The sequence below is a fragment of the Rhizobium sp. rho-13.1 genome (assembly GCF_007000305.1).
Lineage (GTDB): Bacteria > Pseudomonadota > Alphaproteobacteria > Rhizobiales > Rhizobiaceae > Rhizobium > Rhizobium rhododendri.
Genome location: NZ_SCFL01000006.1, coordinates 88,511 through 106,771 on the forward strand (window position 1 = coordinate 88,511; position 18,261 = coordinate 106,771).

19 protein-coding genes are annotated in these 18,261 nt (G+C 59.1%); 4 read left to right on the top strand and 15 right to left on the bottom strand.

Going from position 1 to position 18,261, the window contains the following annotated elements; all coding sequences use genetic code 11:
- The first annotated feature begins 17 nt into the window (after nt 1-17).
- From EQW76_RS16715 to EQW76_RS16735, 4 genes are all read left to right on the top strand, one after another.
- Nucleotides 18-641, top strand: a complete 624-nt coding sequence (locus EQW76_RS16715) for a thermonuclease family protein (RefSeq protein ID WP_244615525.1) — start codon at nt 18-20, stop codon at nt 639-641.
- The gene (locus tag EQW76_RS16720; protein ID WP_244616974.1) at nt 638-1,045 is read left to right on the top strand and encodes a hypothetical protein; all 408 of its coding nucleotides are present in this window, start codon (nt 638-640) and stop codon (nt 1,043-1,045) included. The genes EQW76_RS16715 and EQW76_RS16720 overlap by 4 nt, the downstream gene beginning before the upstream one ends.
- Nucleotides 1,046-1,261: 216 nt before the next feature.
- Complete coding sequence (locus EQW76_RS16725) at nt 1,262-1,573, top strand: hypothetical protein (protein ID WP_142831922.1); 312 nt, start codon at nt 1,262-1,264, stop codon at nt 1,571-1,573.
- Between the two features lie 425 nt (nt 1,574-1,998).
- Nucleotides 1,999-2,514: a hypothetical protein gene (locus EQW76_RS16735; RefSeq protein ID WP_142831975.1), complete on the top strand. Its 516-nt coding sequence runs from the start codon at nt 1,999-2,001 to the stop codon at nt 2,512-2,514.
- A 35-nt stretch (nt 2,515-2,549) separates the two neighbouring features.
- On the opposite strand, the gene EQW76_RS16740 is transcribed toward EQW76_RS16735, so the two are convergent.
- From EQW76_RS16740 to EQW76_RS16810, 15 genes are all read right to left on the bottom strand, one after another.
- The gene (locus EQW76_RS16740) at nt 2,550-2,891 is read right to left on the bottom strand and encodes a helix-turn-helix transcriptional regulator (RefSeq protein ID WP_142831925.1); all 342 of its coding nucleotides are present in this window, start codon (nt 2,889-2,891) and stop codon (nt 2,550-2,552) included.
- A gap of 392 nt (nt 2,892-3,283) precedes the next feature.
- On the bottom strand, nt 3,284-3,628 hold the full coding sequence (locus tag EQW76_RS16745; protein WP_142831927.1) for a hypothetical protein: 345 nt from the start codon (nt 3,626-3,628) through the stop codon (nt 3,284-3,286).
- 84 nt (nt 3,629-3,712) lie between these two features.
- Complete coding sequence (locus EQW76_RS16750; protein WP_142831928.1) at nt 3,713-6,523, bottom strand: type IV secretory system conjugative DNA transfer family protein; 2,811 nt, start codon at nt 6,521-6,523, stop codon at nt 3,713-3,715.
- Entirely contained in the window at nt 6,492-7,541 is a 1,050-nt protein-coding gene (virB11, locus tag EQW76_RS16755) for a P-type DNA transfer ATPase VirB11 (protein ID WP_142831929.1), read from the bottom strand. The genes EQW76_RS16750 and virB11 overlap by 32 nt, the downstream gene beginning before the upstream one ends.
- Complete coding sequence (gene virB10, locus EQW76_RS16760; protein ID WP_142831931.1) at nt 7,538-8,875, bottom strand: type IV secretion system protein VirB10; 1,338 nt, start codon at nt 8,873-8,875, stop codon at nt 7,538-7,540. Before virB10 ends, virB11 begins: the two co-directional genes overlap by 4 nt.
- Nucleotides 8,876-8,883: 8 nt before the next feature.
- Nucleotides 8,884-9,717 carry a TrbG/VirB9 family P-type conjugative transfer protein gene (locus EQW76_RS16765; protein ID WP_244615526.1) on the bottom strand — a complete coding sequence of 278 codons (834 nt, stop codon included), beginning with the start codon at nt 9,715-9,717 and terminating at the stop codon, nt 8,884-8,886.
- Nucleotides 9,714-10,448 (bottom strand): VirB8/TrbF family protein, encoded by a 735-nt coding sequence (locus EQW76_RS16770; RefSeq protein WP_142831933.1) that lies wholly within the window; start codon nt 10,446-10,448, stop codon nt 9,714-9,716. Before EQW76_RS16770 ends, EQW76_RS16765 begins: the two co-directional genes overlap by 4 nt.
- Nucleotides 10,449-10,506: 58 nt before the next feature.
- Nucleotides 10,507-11,580, bottom strand: coding sequence for a type IV secretion system protein (locus EQW76_RS16775; RefSeq protein ID WP_142831935.1), 1,074 nt, complete (start codon nt 11,578-11,580; stop codon nt 10,507-10,509).
- A complete protein-coding gene (locus EQW76_RS16780; protein WP_142831937.1) occupies nt 11,556-11,798 on the bottom strand; it encodes a hypothetical protein in 243 nt (80 codons plus the stop codon). The genes EQW76_RS16775 and EQW76_RS16780 overlap by 25 nt, the downstream gene beginning before the upstream one ends.
- Nucleotides 11,795-12,586 carry a conjugal transfer protein gene (locus tag EQW76_RS16785; RefSeq protein ID WP_142831938.1) on the bottom strand — a complete coding sequence of 264 codons (792 nt, stop codon included), beginning with the start codon at nt 12,584-12,586 and terminating at the stop codon, nt 11,795-11,797. Before EQW76_RS16785 ends, EQW76_RS16780 begins: the two co-directional genes overlap by 4 nt.
- Nucleotides 12,587-12,608: 22 nt before the next feature.
- Entirely contained in the window at nt 12,609-13,781 is a 1,173-nt protein-coding gene (locus tag EQW76_RS16790; RefSeq protein WP_142831940.1) for a transglycosylase SLT domain-containing protein, read from the bottom strand.
- A complete protein-coding gene (locus EQW76_RS16795) occupies nt 13,759-16,278 on the bottom strand; it encodes a VirB4 family type IV secretion/conjugal transfer ATPase (RefSeq protein WP_143122984.1) in 2,520 nt (839 codons plus the stop codon). The genes EQW76_RS16790 and EQW76_RS16795 overlap by 23 nt, the downstream gene beginning before the upstream one ends.
- 3 nt (nt 16,279-16,281) lie before the next feature.
- The gene (locus EQW76_RS16800; RefSeq protein WP_142831944.1) at nt 16,282-16,602 is read right to left on the bottom strand and encodes a VirB3 family type IV secretion system protein; all 321 of its coding nucleotides are present in this window, start codon (nt 16,600-16,602) and stop codon (nt 16,282-16,284) included.
- A gap of 2 nt (nt 16,603-16,604) precedes the next feature.
- Nucleotides 16,605-16,976, bottom strand: a complete 372-nt coding sequence (locus EQW76_RS16805; protein ID WP_142831946.1) for a TrbC/VirB2 family protein — start codon at nt 16,974-16,976, stop codon at nt 16,605-16,607.
- A complete protein-coding gene (locus EQW76_RS16810; RefSeq protein ID WP_244615528.1) occupies nt 16,973-18,118 on the bottom strand; it encodes a transglycosylase SLT domain-containing protein in 1,146 nt (381 codons plus the stop codon). The genes EQW76_RS16805 and EQW76_RS16810 overlap by 4 nt, the downstream gene beginning before the upstream one ends.
- Nucleotides 18,119-18,261 lie beyond the last annotated feature (143 nt).

The window sequence follows — 18,261 nt, forward strand, 5'->3', positions numbered from 1 at the left end:
TGAGGTTCCTGATATTGATGTCCACGCTCCTAGCTTCTGGCTTCTACGCCGGGATCACCATCATGCCCATGCTTGGAGGCTCGACCCTTCCTGGAGCGGCACGCCCTGCTCCGATCACGCTGGTTCAGGCGCATGGAGGTGGAGGTCTAGTCGAGGACAGCAAGATCGAGGGTCAAACTGGATTTGCTCCCTTTCCAGCGCAGGCGCAATTCGAAACAGGCGATACCTGGGTTTCAGGCGGACGGCGATATCGTCTCTACGGCCTGCAGACGTGTCTTCGAGGGACGTCTGTCACGATTTCCCCGGGCGCTGTGCGAGACTGTGGCCAGCTCAACCTCATTATGGCGCAGGCAATGATAAGAGACACCAGGCCGGTCTGCACGACGATCAGAAATATCGACCAGAACAACGCTGTGGTTGCCTGCCAGACGACGACAGGTGAACGGCGTTATGATCTGGCAACCTATATGATTGCCCAGGGATGGGGATTTGCGGCGATTGACGACACCGGTCAGTTGATCGTCCCCGGATATAGGGTGGCGGAGGAGAGTGCGCGATCAGCGCGCGCGGGCCTCTGGGCGTATTCGGATATGCCGCACCCGATCCCGGTCCTCACAAAAATTGCCGGAGCGCAGCGATGAGAACTGTACCGTTCTCAATTATATTGTTCACACTGACGGCGACAGGATCGCTAGGGCAGAACCGTCCGGCCGACCTGCCCCGGCAGATCTATGGAAAAGTTCAGGTCGTTGATACCACGACGTTTGAATTCAAAAGGAGCGGACAGGCGGTGCGGCTTGCCGGATATGAAGCCCCTCGCATCGAACAGACGGCGTTGAGCGATGGTGTAACGTGGCCAGCGGGTCAGGTTGCGCGCGCATGGATGATCCTTCGTACACTCGGACACGACGTCAATTGTACTCCGATCGACCGCGACGGAAGGGGCATGATCCTCGCCCATTGTTTTGTCGGGGAGACGAACCTTGCCGCGACGGCGATTGCAGAAGGCATAGGCTACGCATTCAACTATCGCGGCGAGCCTTAGGTGCCGGCCTATTTCGATATTGAAAGGAAGGCCAGAGGGCTCGGTTACGGCGTCTGGTCCTCGCCAGATCTGCTTCCTCCGTGGCTTTACACCGCATCGGTGGCCACTGGAGACACGGACAAAGGCCCTTCGCCAGACCACGACAGCGGCTTACCTCTGCCGTTGCCTGTGAGCCCGAACAATTCCCTGTCGCTCAGTAACACGCACGGAGGCTGAATGAGCCACTTTCCAAAAACCGCCATGGCGATGGTGCTGCTGTCCGGCTGTGCTTCGATGGCGACCGGACAAGAAAGCACTAGCCGGACGCAGATCGAGCAGCGTAATCCAGACTTTTGCGGTGCCGCAGGCGCCGGCTGCGATCCAGCGGAGGTGCAGAAGTGGAAGGCAGTCGGCAACACGCTCGCGGATCTCTCTTCAGCCGACCTCAGCCAATATGCCTATGCATGCGCCCAGCATGTCGACTGGAAAAAGGATTGCGAAACCAACCCGGCCAACGTCCTGAGGCGGCTGGGCGTCGAGGGGTACTGACTGTGACGGCGAACAAGTCAGTCGGTGGGCTGTCGTGGTGGCTTACGTCTTGTTGTTGGAACAGCTGCCGGCTACGCGGTCAACGAAATGGCGCGAAGCCGCCAGGCGTCGGAGCTTGAGCATGAGATCTTACGGCTGAAGGATGAGGGTAAGCGGAAGTCGCAAGTGACGCTCCCAACGATGAGGAGGCATCAGCTGCGATTACCAGATCCGACCGCTCGATCCGGATTTCGAAGTGTAAAACGCGTCAAGCCGAACCGGGCGTGACCTGCACCGACTTGATCACACCCGCCAGGGGCTCATTCGCCGGGGCGACACAACCTGGAATGCTGTCGTTCGCGATAATCGGCGAAACAGGGGCGCAGGTCCAATGACCATGGGAAAGGAGCCATAGAGTGAGACCGTTCGTACTTGCGACCATATTGATGGTGGGCTCGACCTCTGTTTCGGCTGGCACCGCCGCAAAGGCCGACGACGTGTCCTGGGGATGCCAGGTTCTGCTATGCGCGGCATCTAAAAACCCATCCTGGCATAGCGTTCCCTACTGCGTTGCGCCGATGACGCGCCTTATTGCCGCGATAAATGACCCGGCCTTTTCGTGGCCGGTCTGCCATGAAGCCAATGCCGGCAAGCCCGGCCATGACATCTTTGAAGACTGCCCGGCCGGAACCACGGCCGGTTACAGTTCGCAAGGCGACGCCGGTTTGCGGGGTGAACCCAACCAATGCATCAAGACCGTCGATTTATGTCGGTCTCCAAGTCAGCGTGGATCCAACGCGGCGCTCAAGGTTACAACTGTACGACGCGTTTTCGGTAATCGGGGCGACAGCTGTATCGAACAAATTGCGACACCAAGGCCGCGACGGAATGAGCCCTACTTTTTCGATATCCCGAACGACAAAGGTGTGAAGGAGCGATTTTGGTTCGATTTGGACCATTAGTGGCTGGCGCGACGTTGCTTCCACGGCAGCGATACTCAGGAAACTGGCTTGGGGGGCTTCCTCTTGCTTCGGCGCGCCTTCTTCGCAGCAATGCGGGCGAGATCGTCGTCAGTAACCGTGAACAAATCCTCTATCGTGACATTCCACTCTCGGGTCATCTTGTCGAGCGTGGTCAGCTTCACGTCCCGCATTCCGCGGGTCACTTGCGACATATAGGCTTCCGACACCCCGAGTTGCTCGCCGAGCTCCTTGTTGGTCAATCCGCGCTCGGACTTCAAACGGTCCAGACCAATGGCAAGTCTTTCCTGAAAGGAAAGAGATGTCAGGCGCGGGACGTCTTGCCGGTCATTGGAGGCATCGCCCTTCAGCCGTGGCATCGACAGCCATCCTCCACCGTAGATCGCATTGGGCGACAGCCGTATAGTATGTCGCAGCCATGGAACGTGGCGTTGCGGCGACCGATGGGGAATGCTCTCGAGGTTTCGCTGCTCATCCAATTCCTGTCGTCGTTGCGAAACGATAGGCTTATGCCTAAACGCTATTTTGACTGTCTCTCAATACCTGTGCACACGGTCCTCACGGGTCTTACACTGCTGCGCTCGGCCCGTGCAAGAGGACCGGCGGTAGCTTGGCATTCCTTCCTCTGCCAAACGTGGATTTCGAGCGGACGGCTTCGCGCTGTGCAGGCTTACGCGCAGCCGGTCTGCAAGTCCTCTAGCGATGGTCGACGAACAACAAAGAGAGAGATGATCTCGTCAGTCCCGTCTTTTCACGACGGCCGCCTCCTGTTCGCATCGAGTTCCGCGTTCGCTGCCTGGAGCAACGCATCTTGAACAAGAACCCTCATTTCCGGCGGACAGCCTGCAGCGATGGACGACACAAGCTCGTCTACCAGCTCAGAGATCGTCGGTGTCAGGCGCCTTGGAAATAGCCTGTCCATTTCGCCGGGGTTCGCCCCCAGCCTTTCGAACTCGACCGTCAGCGCGCGTGTCTCCATTGCGCGCTCCTTGATCATCAACCAAAGGCCACCGTCGTTTCTGGCAGCGTCGACAATTCGATTGAGGCTTTCCTCTTTCGAAAGACCTCCACGCCTGAAGTATTTGATTTCCGCCACGGCATCTCCCCTTTTTGGCAACTATTGTGGACCCTGCAAGAGGGCTTGGACAACAGAACGGTACTGACAAGCCAACCCTATCAGCTAGTCGACGCCACCATCGGTCTCGACCTGCGTCCTCTCCTCACCCAGCGGATCTCGCGCAACGTCAGCGAACTCCTGCAGAATGGCTTTTGAACTCTCGCTCGCCAGGCGTTCGCAGAGACGTCCAATCAAAAGCTCGACATCGGCGTTCAGCGTCGCTGGCTCGAATGAGGCGCCATCAGCCCGTTGGAAAATCACGTCATTCAAGGCTTTGATATCCGCTCCGAATACCTCCCGGACCTCTTGACGTTGAAGAATGGCCGGGCCGATGGAGCGCTCGCCGCCTTGGTCTCGAGAATCCGGAGTGCGACCTGGTGGATTTCGCGCTTTTCCTGGAGATCCTGAATAGACGCTACGGGCCAGCTTCTCCCGATCGATATCAATCTCGACATCGCTACCCTCCTCGGCAAGGACAGGAGCACGGTTGCCTCCGGCGTCTTTCTCCTGCCGGCCGGCCGGCCCGTTCCTTCGGCTATCAGGTTCCCGCACGCCGTTCCCCTTGGGCAGGTCTTCCGGACTGACACCGGCCTCACGTTTCTCGTCGAGATCCAGGCGATGACGAAGTTCGTCGAGCGATGATATATAGACGTAGCGTACCCCGTCCTTGACGATGAAGCGCATATTCTGTGGTTGCGGCGGTCGCTGCACGGCGCCTAAGTCGATCTCGGTTTGAGTCCCGGGCGGCGGGCTTCTCGTTTTCGAAGGGATGGCCGCCTCAGGGTCCGCCACGATTGGCTTGACTGCGTCGCTATCAGCGATCGTCCATTCGACCGGCTCCATGCATGGCCGTGTCGCTGGCTTGAACTTTCGCGCCTTCGAAAACATGCGCTCGCCACCGGAGTCCAGTTTCATGATACGCATCAGCGGCATGCCGGTGACCTGGAGGATCGCCTCCTCGGGTTTCATCATCATCAGCGTATTAACCGGCAAAAGATCGACCGAAACCGGCACCTTTGCAATCGATCGATCGCGGCGACCATGGCGATGGGTATAGGATGACTGCTCGACCCACTCCGTCGTCCTGCCGGCTGCCATCGACACCGCCGTCGCGTCCTCCTGGTTCTGGAAGTTCATGAACAGCTTAATCGTCGATGCACCCATGAGGATCTTTTGGCCAGAGCGCTGGTAAAGCCGTTCGAGTTGGGCGCCATCCTGCAGAATGAACACGAAGCGAACGCCGTTCTTGCGGATCAGCGGCGCGAGTGTCAGGACAGTGTCGATGCGGCCACCATTGCCGAACTCGTCGAGCATCATCAGTACTTCGTGCTCGCCGTTGCGCAACCGTCCCATCTGCACGAGCTTGTCGGCCATTTGCTGGATAAACATCGAGATCAGCCGTTCGTAGATCTGAATGGCATTCCAGTCGGCCTGAACGTAAATCACCGCTTTCCGTTTTCTGATGGCGTCTATTGGGATTGACGTAATCGATGTCAGTGCCTCGACCAGCGGGTTCTGCAGAAAATTGAGCTTGGCGACGATCTCCGCTGCAATGCCCTCCCCGAGCTTTTCGTGGCGCCCGGCGAATTTGGTCAGTTGCATACGGGTCTGGTCGGACAGGACGGCCTCGTAGTTTTCCAGAAGCTGAATGATCACCTTGCGCTCATCCGACATCGAGTTGAGAATACGGTAGAGTTCGCTGAGCGACTTGCGGGTATCAGGGCATTCGAGCACGAAACCCAGCATTGCCGTCAGCAGGATCCTGGCGCTTTCCTCCCAGAAATCGGAGGAATCGGATCGCAGACGTTCCGGGAGCAGCATCTGCGTGAGCTTCTGCAGGTCTGTGATCCTCTGGTTGGGATCGGCACTGATCAGATCCAGCGGATTGTAGCCGTCGGTGAAATTGGACCCCGGTGCAAGCAGGAAAATCTCGTAGCCCCTGTCCTTAAGGTAGCCTGAGGTTTCCTCGAAAAGCTCACCGCTCATATCGAGAACGACCTGCGAGCCCTTAAAACTCATCATGGTCGGGATGACGAAGCCGCGCGATTTGCCCTGTCCAGGCGAGCCGATGACCATCACATGCTGGTCGCCGTCATTGCGCAGAAGCAGCCCCTGTTTCAAGCCGAGCACGATGCCATACTTGTCACGCAACTGAAAGTCGGAGGCATCTTTTAAGGTTGCCAGCCGCGCTTTGCCCATGATCATCCTTTGGCGTTTCTGGATCGCGGCACCGATTGGAACCCCGACTAGCGCGCCTGCTGCCCCCAGGCCCGCCAGTGCGCCGAGCACTGTCTGTCGCGAGGGCTTCCGATATGCGCCTGCCGCGTCGGTCGCACCGAAGGGTGCCTGATACATCGCTGCAAGGTGATTGCTATAGTAGTCGGCAATATCGACATGTCCGCCGGCCCTTGTCGCCACGAGGTAAAAAACGATCCCGTAGACGGCGACACCGCCATAGGCGGCGGCGAAGATGAGTGCCGAGTGTGCAATCAGGGTGAACATCGACCTGATGTGAAGGAGATAGAGGATCTTCCGCGATAGCGCCCTACCCCCTTTCAGCATCCACAGGCACAGCAGGAAAAACAGGAACGGCGTGGCGAGGGAGAGGGCGAGCAGCGACAGCCCGACCGTGTTGCGGGCCCGGACGATGGACCATGTATAAACAAGGCTATCGAGGAGACGAGCCTGAGCGATGTAGTCGTAATAGGAGGTCGATCCGAATGACGTAACATAGGCGTCGTAGATCAGCGTGAAGAACAACAGCCACACCGCGAAAGCCCCGAGTACGGCGACCGGAAAAGTGAAGGTCGAAGCTCTCTGAAGCTCCGTCCACTTCGGGCGATCAGCCTGCGTGTCCGTGTCGACGCTTGCCATCTTCATCCACCTCGTCGGCAAAGTAAATCTCGCTGACACCGCGGCCACCGGCGGCATCGCTCTTCTTCAACTGGACCACGATCGGAATGATCGAGCGGATGTAGCGGATGATGTCGTCGCGCTCCATGCGGACGTTGCTGTTGAGCACCAGCGTCGACAGTCGGTTAAAAGCGTGATGCGGTGAGTTGGCGTGGATCGTCGACATCGAGCCCGGATGGCCGGTATTGATCGCGTTGATAAAGTCGAAGGCCTCGTCACCGCGCAGCTCGCCCATAAAAATGCGATCCGGCCGCAGGCGCAACGCCGACGCAAGGAGATCGGTCATCGTCACCCGGGCCTCGCCCTGTCCTCCTTTCGAAACCAGCAGTGAAACGACGTTTTCCTGGCAAGGCTCCAGTTCTGCAGTATCCTGCATCAAGACGAACCGCTCGTTGTTCGGAATGGCGGTGAGCATGGTGTTGAGAAACGTTGTCTTGCCGGTCGACGTGCCACCAGAGATCAACATGCTGCGGTGATGGACAGCCGCAAGCTCTAAGAATCCGCGTGCCCTTCCGGCCCGCAGCAAACGTGACAACTCGATATCGACATCGTCGATATAGTCGTCGCCGGTGACCTTGGTGAATCGGAACGCGCCGGCCTTTTCATAGTCGTCGAGATCGAACCGGCGTATGAATTGCTTGCGGATCGAAAAAGCGTGTCCTGTCGCCGAGGTCGGATTGAGGATGAACTGCACGCGCTCACCATCGACCAGGGTAGCGGACAGCAACGGGTTCTCGGCATTGACGGTCTGCTTGGTGAACGACGCCGCGCGGGACGCCATGTGACGAATCGCCTCCTGGTCGAGCCCATCGACCGCCTGCCTCACCATGCTGAGCTGACCGATGCGTTCCAGCCAGATCTCATTGCTGCGCTGACAGGAGATCTCGACCACACCGGGATCGTCAAGAAACGTCTTGATGGGCTCGAGCGCCTCGGACAGGAAGTGTTGTTCGGCGGAGATCGATAAACGAGCATTCATTTGCCGAGCTTCTTTCTGCGCAAGCGCTCAAACGCTTCGCGGACCGGGTCTGGATAGAGATCGGAGAAATCCAGATCTCGTGTGACGAACACGGTGATATCGGAGCCTTGGGCGATATGGATCGTCGGCTTGATGTTTTTAGTGTCCTGGAACGCCTCCGTCGCAAGCTGCCGAATGCCTGACGCGATGGTCTCTGCAGCGATCTCGCGTGCGCGATCCTGCGAGGTGGTTCCGTTGTCCTGGGGAATGCTGGTCACGGTTCCGTCCGTATTGACGATCGTGATATTGCGATCCTGTTTCTGACCGAGCTGGGCGATGTATTGAGTCACACCGCCGATCATCGTCATCAGCGCCGGCGGCCCGAACCGCTCCCAATATTTCCGGTCGACGACGCCGGTCATGCCGGAGCGGCCGAGACGGTCGGTGCCGTAGGAGCCAAGTTGGACCGAAACACCATCGCCACGTATCATCCGGGTCCAGACGATGAAGAGGCGCTCCTGCCCGCGTTCGACACCGGACTTGTAGTCGCCGATCAACGAGGAGCCTGCGGGAATGAGGATGTGGCGGCCGTCGAAGGAATAGACATCCTCCCGGACGATCGCCTTCACCATGCCGGCGAGATCGGAATTCACAGCCGTTTCGAGCGTACCGCGGATCATCGTCCCCTGCGGGATCCAGGCATCGATGCGCCGGTTCTCAGTGGCCGTCGAGACCTCCACTCCCTGGCCACCCATCGCCTTCAGGAAGGCGCGGTCGCCATCTGTAGCGCCGCCGGCATCGGGGTTTCCACCGGAGGGCGCCCCAGACGAGCCGTTCGCGCCGACCAGGCCGGCTCCCGAAGCATCGGAGGAAGCCGATGCGGATCCGTTCCTCTGCTCGGATTGATCGAAGACGACAGCGGTCGAGCGGACACGCTCGAGAAGCTTCGCCTGTCGGGCGAGCTCGATACATCTTGGATTGTCGGGATTGTTTCCCCTGGAGCAATCGACATCGACCGGCGGCGCGATCTGGACCGGGGCCGGCACGACTGGTTCCGGCAGCGGGGGTTGCGGGGGCGGAGGAGCCTCTGGTACCTGGACGGTCGGCAAGGGCGGCGGCGCCGGCGGATTGAAGCCCTCGTTCCTCGGCGCCTGAACCGGGCGGAATTCTTCCCGAGGCGTCGTGTCGACGGTCGGTTCCCGCTCACCGCCGGAAAACAGGAAGTAGAGAACAACGCCGATACCGGCGATCGCGACCACCACAGCCATCGGACGCATCAACCCGATCCCGGATCGCCGGACCTGGCCGCCAATTGCGGTATCGGTGTCGATCGAGTGATAGTTCGGATCCGACATCGTGCCTCCTATCGTGACTTGGGTTCGGACCGGAGCCCACTGGAGCCGAGCCGCTTTGGCGCCACGGCACCTTCGATCGGGGCCGGCACATCGGCAGGGGCTGTGCGAAGATTGAACAGGCAGGTCTCGTTCTCAGTGCCGTAGCGCAGCGTCCATTGCCGCGAGACAGTGTCGATGACGATGTAATCCGCCTCCCGTCGATAATTCACGAGGCTTTCTCGACGTTTGGCGTCGACGATGAAGACGGCGGGCACATCGCCTGTGAACTTCATGAAGGTCTTCAGCCCGTCGTCGAAGACCCAGAGCGGCTTGGCTGCATCACTGCCCTTGAAGCCGTAGTCGTAATTGACCTTGTCGCGGCGAATATTCTTGATGTTCGGATTTCGCTCGGCGTCCTGGGCCTGCTTCCAGAGCTCTGCCGTTCCCTTCAGGCCGGTATCTTCCGGGTAAATGAATCGCAGGTTGTATGTTTGGTTCTGGATAGACTTGCTGTCGTTCACTTCGAGGTCGAAGGAATAGGTGCGTTTGGTCGTCACCACCGAGAGGTTGGTCGGGGCGTCCTTTTCCATCGGTTTCAGGGTCAGCGAACGGCGATCGGCCGATGTCAGGATCTGCCAGGACACTGTATCCCCTGCGACGACCTGCGTGATCTGTTCGTCCGCGCCGAACAGGATTGTCGTGACCATCCCGTAGGTGCCGGTCAGAACAAACACCTGCTCTGCCGAATACGGCAGTGTCCGCACCCGGGGGTCGAGCCTGCCGGGGCGGGCGAGAAGTTCAGCCTGGGCAGCCGAGCTCGCCAAGAACAGCGACAGGGCGGTTATCCACATCCTGCGCTTCATTGAACGAGCCCCGAAGGCATGGTCTCGGGGACCTTCACATATTCGGTGACCACGAAGCCGAGCGGATTGTAAAGCCGGACCCGATTGCTGGCGGGAAGGTTGATCTGTTTATAGCGAACAGTTGCGGACCACCGGTTGACGACCTCGCCGCCACGCTGGCGCTCTCTCGTTTCAAACCGGACCGACATCGTCGTCTGATTGAGTGGATTGACCGACAGGATTTCCGGTCTGATCTCACCAGTCGTTCCGAGCGTCTTCACCGGACCTCTGGGATTGGAGGGATTCATCCAGTCCGAATAATCCTTGAACGCCGGCGAACCCGGCTCCGACCACAGCGCAATCATGTCGAAGTTCTCGGACAGATAGCGTGGATCGTAGGTTTCGCGGCGGATGACATAATTGCCGACGAACGAGGCGCGAACTGCCTGGATCTCGGAGACGTTCGTGCGGACCTTGTCGAGTGTGGTGACGGTTTCCATGTAACCGGTGTTTTTATCGACGATCAGCGGCACGACCTCTGTGCGCACGAGCGGAAACAGTTGCGCCACCGAAAAAGAAAGCACGCCGGCGACGATCCAGCCGGCCACTGCGAAGACCAGCAGGATGAGACCGATCAAGGTGCGAAGGGAGCGGTTCTTCTCGCCCCAGGAAAGATGCTGGTCGTAGATATCCTGGGGACCGGGGACACGGTCGGCTGGCGCCGCCTTCAATTGCCGTCTGAACAATGCCAAGTCTCGAACCTCGAAGTCGCTATTTTTGAAAAATTTGAAGCCGTTCTTGCTCTCTTGGTCATTCGCTGCTGCGCCGACGATTGGTCAGCATCCGACCGAGGGCGCCGGCGCCGGCGATGCCGCCGCGACCAGCAAGAGCTGCTGCCGTAACGGCCCCTCTCGGTCCAGCCAGCATGCCGAGCCCGACTGCAGCTGCTTGGCCGGCGCGTGAATTGCTGGAGGCCAACTGTCTGCGGGCAGCACTGTACGCGGTATCAACCCCGCCGCCGCCCGGAACACCAGAGAATGCGGTGCCGTAGGAAAACGTGCGCGCAAAGTCGGGGACCTGGAAGATGAAATAAGAGATCAGGGCCAGATAAAGCACCATGGCAAGCACGATCGCTAGCGCGTTTTCCTTGGTGGCCATGTCGCCGTTGATCGTGTCCATCATGCCGATCAGGAACCCGAACGACAGCCCGGCCATGATGTAAGTGAAGAGCAGCATGAACATGCCATAGGCGACACCCCTCACCCATGCGTCGAAGACAAACCGCGTGATTCCGAAGAAATAGCAAAGGATGGCAATCGGGCCGATCGCCAGCATGACAGCGGTGATCATCTTGGCAAACAGCGTGACGCCGGTGAGGATCAGCAACATCGGCAACAGGCCGAACACAAGAACGATGAAAACGACGACGGCGCCGGTGACGTTCGGCAGCCATCCGGATTCATAGGAATTGAAGAGCTGCATGGCAAAGTCGTAGACCTTGCGCGCCATGCTGGCGACTTGGCTCGCGATATCCGAACCCGCCGACTGACCACCCATTGCCGAGGAAATGGCTGAGCCAAGATCCTGCGGTGCCGACAACACGAACTGGCCGATATTGTCGTAGAAAATCGCCCATGACATGATCAGGGCATAGGCGAGTGTAAGCTTGAAGGCGGTAATGGCCATATCCTGCAGGGAAACGCTGGATAGTCCGAGCGCGCCCCAGAGGAAGTAGAGAATAAGGAAGATCGCCAGTATGTCGGATTCCAGATTGCTGTTCTCGGCAAACAAACCCCATGCTCTTTCGAGAGACGCCTCGTTGATCTTGTCGAAATATCGAAGCGCATCACCATAGAAATTTATCGCGTAACTGACGGGATCCATGTCTCATCCTGGAATTGATTGACGGGGCGCATTGGGCCGCAATCGTTTTTGGTTGCCGCCTCGACCGCCACCTCCGCAGCTGTCGGCTTCAGCTCTGTCCCGTAGCCGGGTGCCGGTACAGGGTTTTCGTCGGCCGAGCATTTCGCCAGCTGCTCGTATTTCCCGGCGCAACCGGTAAGCGCGACAAAGCCGATCGCCAGCAAGTGGGTGACCCTCAATGGTTCTGCTCCTCGAAAGCCTTCAACTGATCACGAACCGAGCTGCCCTGTGGCGCGGTTCCGCCGTCACGCATCACGCTGTCGGGAAGCGGAGCGAAGGTCTTGAGGTTCTGCGATGAGGTGGCGAGCGCTGCCTTGTATTGTTGGTTCAGCAGCATGACCTGGTTGTTTAACGAGCCGACGGCTTCGTTGGCGGTCTGGTTCCCCTGAAGCACCATCTGGGTGTTTTGCTCCAGAGCCCCTTTCAGGTCTTTTGCCGTTCCGATCTGTTGCGTGGCCTGCATGAACGAGTTCTGCCGGTCTTTCGTCGCGCTGTTCATTGCGTCGGTGAGCGCGGTGAGCGTGGTGAGTGCATTAATTCCCTGCGAATAGACTTGGTTGGCGCCTGACAGCCCGCCGCCCTTGGCGCTATCGACCACCATCTTTACCAGGTTGAGGCCGTTGATCAGCTTGGCCGCGGTGTTCTGGAACTGGCTGCCGATCCCCCCGAACACAGCTTGGTTGCTCGATAGGATAGTGCTGAAATCCGGCGCCTGTCCCATGCTGAAGCCATTGCCGGTCGCAAGCTTGGCAAACTGGCTGGCATCCTGCGTCCGGTCGCCTGTGATCGCTGCCAGAGTTTTCGTGGTGTTGTCCTTGACGACGGATGTGTCCTGCTGGATCTCCGACGATAGTCGTTTGATCTCCTCGCTGAGCGAGATGTTTTCCGAATCCTTGACAGGGACCTGTGCCTGCGCCTGAGCGACAACCAACAAGCTCAAAGTCGCCGCTAAGAGTGATATCTTCATGTAACTGTCCTCTCCTGTCCGTTCACTTCGCGGTGGGTCTGGCATCGACGACTGTTACGAGGCCCAAGGCGGGATCTTGCATCACCGAGAAAGTCGCGACGTTGCCATCGGCGCGGGCCTGTTCCTGCAGGTCGAAGAGCCAGCGCTGGATCTGCTCGGTACTCGCGCTCGACGGCACCGCAAAGCAGCGCGTGCCGCCGGTATCAATGATATTGGTCGGGCATTGGATCTGCGCCATCGCAAGCGAGCCGTCGTAATCTTTGCCATTGCCGCCGCCAGTCCCGCGCAGGCTCGCTGATGACGACTGAAGGCCAGCCTTTAGGCGCTGAAGATATTGCTGGTTCGCTTCGGTCGATTTTCCGAGCAACTCGTTCCAGACCGAACCGCGCTCGACCTGCGCCTGCATATTCCGGTCAACGGCTTTCTTGATTTGCTCGCCGCATCCGTTCCCGTAGCTGACGGTTTCCGGCTCGCCGGCACCTTGCGTCGGGGTGCGGTCACCATTCTGAGCCTTGTTGCGCGCATAATAGGCAGAGACCTTTTTGACGTAGTCCTGGGTCTCGGGAATGTTGGGGACCTGACCGTTCTGCAGCGACTGCCGATATGGGCCGGCATTGTAGCCGGCGGCGATCAGGTCGTAGCGGTCGCCAAACATCCCCTGGAGTTGCTTGATGTACTTCACGCCGCCGCGAATGTTGTCGCGTGTATCGTAGGGATTGACGCCGAGCTGAGCGGCTGTCCCTGGCATCAGCTGCATGACGCCGGTGGCTCCGACCGCAGAGCGGGCGGATTGGCGAAAGCGGGATTCCTGCTCGGCGATCGCCAGCGCGAAATTCGGATCGACGCTCTGCCGGATTGCCTCATCCTCGACCATGCTGGCAACTTCCTGATGGCTCGGCGTGCGCTGAGCTGGCGCCGCCGGCGCGGTGCCGCCCGCCATGCCGTCCGCCGAGCAGTCATCGGGCGCGCCGGAACCCTGACCGGGTGCCACGCTGTCGGCCGTGCCGCCCGAGGCGCCTTTCAGCTTCCGGGTATCGGCCTGATAGCTCTGGTACCAGTTCAACGTCGCCTGCTGGATCTTCTGGCGCGCATTGTCGATGACCGGCACCTGCGCATGGCTCGTACTGCCAGCAAGAACCGCAGCAAGGGCCAAACCGCCGACTGCAACTCTCTCAAGACGCTTTGCGCTGCTCATCGACCGCTACCACGTTCCAGTCGCAGAATTTCGACAGCCAGTTCTTCGGATCCTCTCCATGCTCGTCTAGCAGCATCCCGACCTCACGCACCGTCTCCTCCCGGCCTGACAGCACCTTGATGAACTCGGGCATGTGGGACATGTCCACGCGGGCAATCACGCTGTTCTTCGCCTGTTTGATCAGCATGAAGCGCGAATTCGGATCCCCGTTCTTGACCCATTCGAACTCGGCCCGGGATAGGCCGAAGTGCTCCATGTAAGAGCTTTCGTCAGCCTTCGGATTGGCGAAGAAGATGTTCGTCGACGTCTGCTCGATGATCGTGCGGCTGACGCTCGAGCGCACCACATCGTCGGCCGACTGCGTGCCGAAGATCACCAGACCGTTCCTTTTCCGGATGGTCTTGAAGTAATCCTTTAGCGTGCGCTTGAACTCATCGTCATCGAGCAGCTTCCAGGCCTCATCCATCAGATTGATGATCGGTGCCTTGCCGTCGTAGATTTCGTCGAGTCGATGGAACATGTAGAGAAGTGCTGCGGTGCGCACCGTAGGATCGTCGAGGATCGAAGTCATGTCGAAGCCGATCATCGGCCTCGAGATATCGAGAATATCCTCGGCATTGTCGAAGAGCCAGGCATAGGGCCCCTTGTCGACCCATTTGTCGAGCCGGGCGATCAGGCTGCCTTCCGTTCTCTCGCTGCCGGCAAGCAGTGCCCGCAACGACGAGAGACGGCGGTACGACCTGTCCTTCGTCTTGAGGACAGATTTGATCGCGCTGCGGATGATTGATTCTTCTTGCGGCGTCAGGCTCTCGCCTTCCTTCGACGGCTTAAGCATGAAGCTCAAAAGCCCATACAGGAAAACCCGGTTTCCCTCTGTGTCATCGAGAAGCAATGGGTTCCAACCGGAGGGTTTGCCGGGCTCCAGCATCATGTAAGTTCCGCCCGCCGCCCGCACCATGATGTCGAGGCCGCGATCCTTGTCGAAGACGATTGTCTTCAGGCGCGGGCTGACACGATAGGCCTGCAGAATGAGGAAGCCCATGATGACAGTCTTGCCGGATCCCGTCGGTCCGAACACTGTCGTGTGCCCGACATCCCCCTGGTGGAAGTTGAAGAAGAAGGGCGTGCCGGAGGTCGTCTCAAAGATGGTGATCGCCGGGCCCCAGTGGTTGCCGTCCGGCTTGCCATAGGGATAGGCATGGAAGCTGCTTAAGCCCGCGCAGTTGAGTGTCGAGATCAAAGCCCGGCGCGCGATATAAGCCTGATTCCCGGGAAGCTGCGCCCAGTAGGCCGGTTCTGCATTCAGATCCTCTCGGACATATGACGCTCCGAGCGCACCAAGTTCGTTTCCGATCAGTGCCACCGCGTCGTCGAGCTGCGTTGTCGATTTGGCAATCGGCATGATGGTCAGATGATGCTCGGTGAAGGCGACGCGTTTGCGTGCGAGCTCGTCGCGAGCGATGTCGAGATTGGCCTGCACGCTGGATCCACCTTCGTCGGCCTTCGACATCTGGCGGTCTAGTCGTTCTATCCGACTGCGCGCAGCCATATCATCGACGAAGGACATTGATTGGGTCAACACCAGCTCGAACGGCAGCTTGAGGACATAGTCGAGCATGCCTGCGCCAGTCTCGGGCGGATACTCCTTCAGGGAGACCATCGCCACATAGCGGTCGTCATCGGGCGTGTCGCCCTGCAGATGGATGATGCGGTTGCCGATCGATGTCCTGCGCGCTGGCAGCAACTCATCGGCCGGGATCGTCCCAAGCCTGATCGGCCGGACGCGTCCGCCATTCAGAAGTGTGTAGAAGAATTCGCACTGTTCGGAGAACCAGACTTTTTGCGCGATCTCATCGATCACCATGTCTTCCGACACATCACGGAATATCGTCCTGCTATTCCCGAGGTCCGCGTACACGCGCTGCACGTCGCGAAGGACCCTCGGACCGTAGATGCCAAGCGATTTCTCCAGTGCCCGCGTCGCCTCGACCAGCTTGTCGCGCATCGCACGGAATTGTTCCTTGCGCACGATGGTGCCGCCGGCGCCCATGATCCGGGAAAGAGCTGACCCTTTCTTGAACATCGGCCGCACAACCAGCGAGACATAGGTGTCGTTCACGAACATCTCGTTCTTGGAGATGCTCTTCTGATAGACATGGTCGAGACACTGCATGAAAGGATCGGCGAAAGCCGAGGGTAACGAGGGCGCCACCTTGCGCCGAACGACATGCGTATAGAGCGCAAAGCTGCCGATCGAAGAAATCGCGCGGAAGGCGGCGTTGCGCTGTCGCTGCAGCATGTTGATTGTCTCGATGTCGGCCGTCTCGAAGGAAAAGCCGGTCAGCTTTACGGTCGAGACGAGGCAGTCGTTTTTCAGGCGGATGATGCCGTTCTCGATCGGCACATAGAATGGGACATGCGTCGCGACACGGCGATCCGCAAAGATCTCCCAGCCCCTCGACAGACTTCCTTTCAGCGATCTCGCCATCGTGTTCATCGCTTACACCCCGTAGGTTCTGACGCCACCGCCGAGCTTCCGGCCAAGAGGATTGACGCCGCACATGCTCAGCCGACCGACGATCTCAAAGAACCAGAGGTCGAGTTTTACGGTGAGCACGTAGAGGATGCCGTGTAGAATGGCGAAACATGCGGGGAACCATAGGATCGATCCCAAGATCAAGAACACCATCAGCGAGATGAAGCATTCCGCCAGGAAATATGTGTAGGGTATTCCCATTACTGTTGGCGGCCGCGTCAGCGCGAGAATAACCGGATGGGATTCGATGTAGTCGTCACGCCCGTCGGAATCATTACCCGCCATGCTCACGTCCCCCCGCCGGCGAGGAAGTCAACGAGTTCGGCTGCGGCAAACATACCGGCAAGGCATCCGCCGACACGCAGGAGCGCGCCCCACGACCAGTATCCGAAGGCCGCTGCGAGGAACATGCCAATGAAGGCGATCGCGCCGACCGAGCGGCCGAACGGGCCCGTAAAGAATTGCACCAGCCGATCAGCCGCCTGCTGGAGACGATCGAGGTTCTGTGCCGCCGCCGGCTCGTACTGGGCGGCGAGCAGAATCAGGCTCGCCGCAAGCACAATGGCGGCGTTGCCGAGCCATTTCCGCCGAGCCATGGAGGACCAGGCAACGCTGCTATAGAGAGCGGCCGTGTGGGCTGCGAACGCGATGGGATTCATTTAGACACCTCTTCCTTGACGATTTTGACTGGTCCGCCAACATCTCTACGCCCTTCCTCACGCTGAGGACGGGCGTCCGGCGGGATCGGCTGTGCAGCAGAGAAGACAAGCATTGGGGATCTAACTCGCTCGGCAGGCCCGGCGCGCGGCGAGATGGGTACGGGCGCTGAGGGCGGGACAGCTTGCGGATGCCTTTGCCTGACCGCTGTGCCGGTATAGTATCCCACGACACGTGTGACAAAGTCGGCGGTCTCGCGGATCAGCGGCAGGGAGTGGCGAAGGTCGACGTTGGGTTCGCCGGCATTATAGGCCGCGGCGATCAGCACCGGATTTCGGTACTTATCGATAAGGAACCGGAGAAACCTCGTGCCTGCCTGGATGTTTTGTTCGGCATCGGTCAAATCCTTGGCACCGAAGGCTTTGCCTACGCGTGGCATCACCTGCATTAATCCGATGGCGCCAGCAGAACTCACCAAGCCCGGATCGAAGCCGCCATTCTCGGCCCGCATGACCGAAAGCACCCAGTTCGGATCAACTCCATCCGTCGCGGCAATCGCCAGCGCGAGCCTCGCAAAGCCCGTGGGGATGCCCGATAAAAGATCGGGGCGAGCCTGTGCTGTTGACCCGCTGGCATCGACATGCAAGCTGGTGCCCAGGTCCGTGACCGGAGATGCTGGCGGGCTCTCAATAGAATGAGCACCAATGGGCGACTGCACGGTGCGTTCGCGCCGTGCAGTCGCGCTATCAGGCGCCTTTCCAGGTAAGCTCGAGGGATTATTATCCGACTCTCCGTCCACCTCAAACAGAAGAGCCCTATCCCACTTCCGATCTTCGTCGCGCGGCCCTTCAAAGCGCTGGTTGAAGTTCGTCGCTTCAAGTGCCGGGACGGCAGCCTGCTTGATCGCGACAGATCCAGACGCTGGGATTGCCACCGACAGCACCGCAGGCTTTCTTACAGTCGCGCCTACGCCACTAGACTTATTGACCTGTGTAGATAGTCCCGAAGCGATATGATGGCTGCTGTCAGAAGGGCCCGATGCAAAGCCGGTGAGCAGAGCAGCCGAAGCGCCGGCAAACCATAGTCTTCTTGGCGACCATGTTATCTGCGGTCTGTTCACAGGTGAAAGCGGAATACGATCCATGGCAAAACCAACGACACTTATACTGCGGTATAAGTATTTGAACCGCATTTCGCCACGGAAATCAACTGCAAAATTTCACTGGAGTATAATTATCTGGAAGGAGCTGCCCGGGAAGGAGCGCTTCCTGAGGCATGTCAATTGGG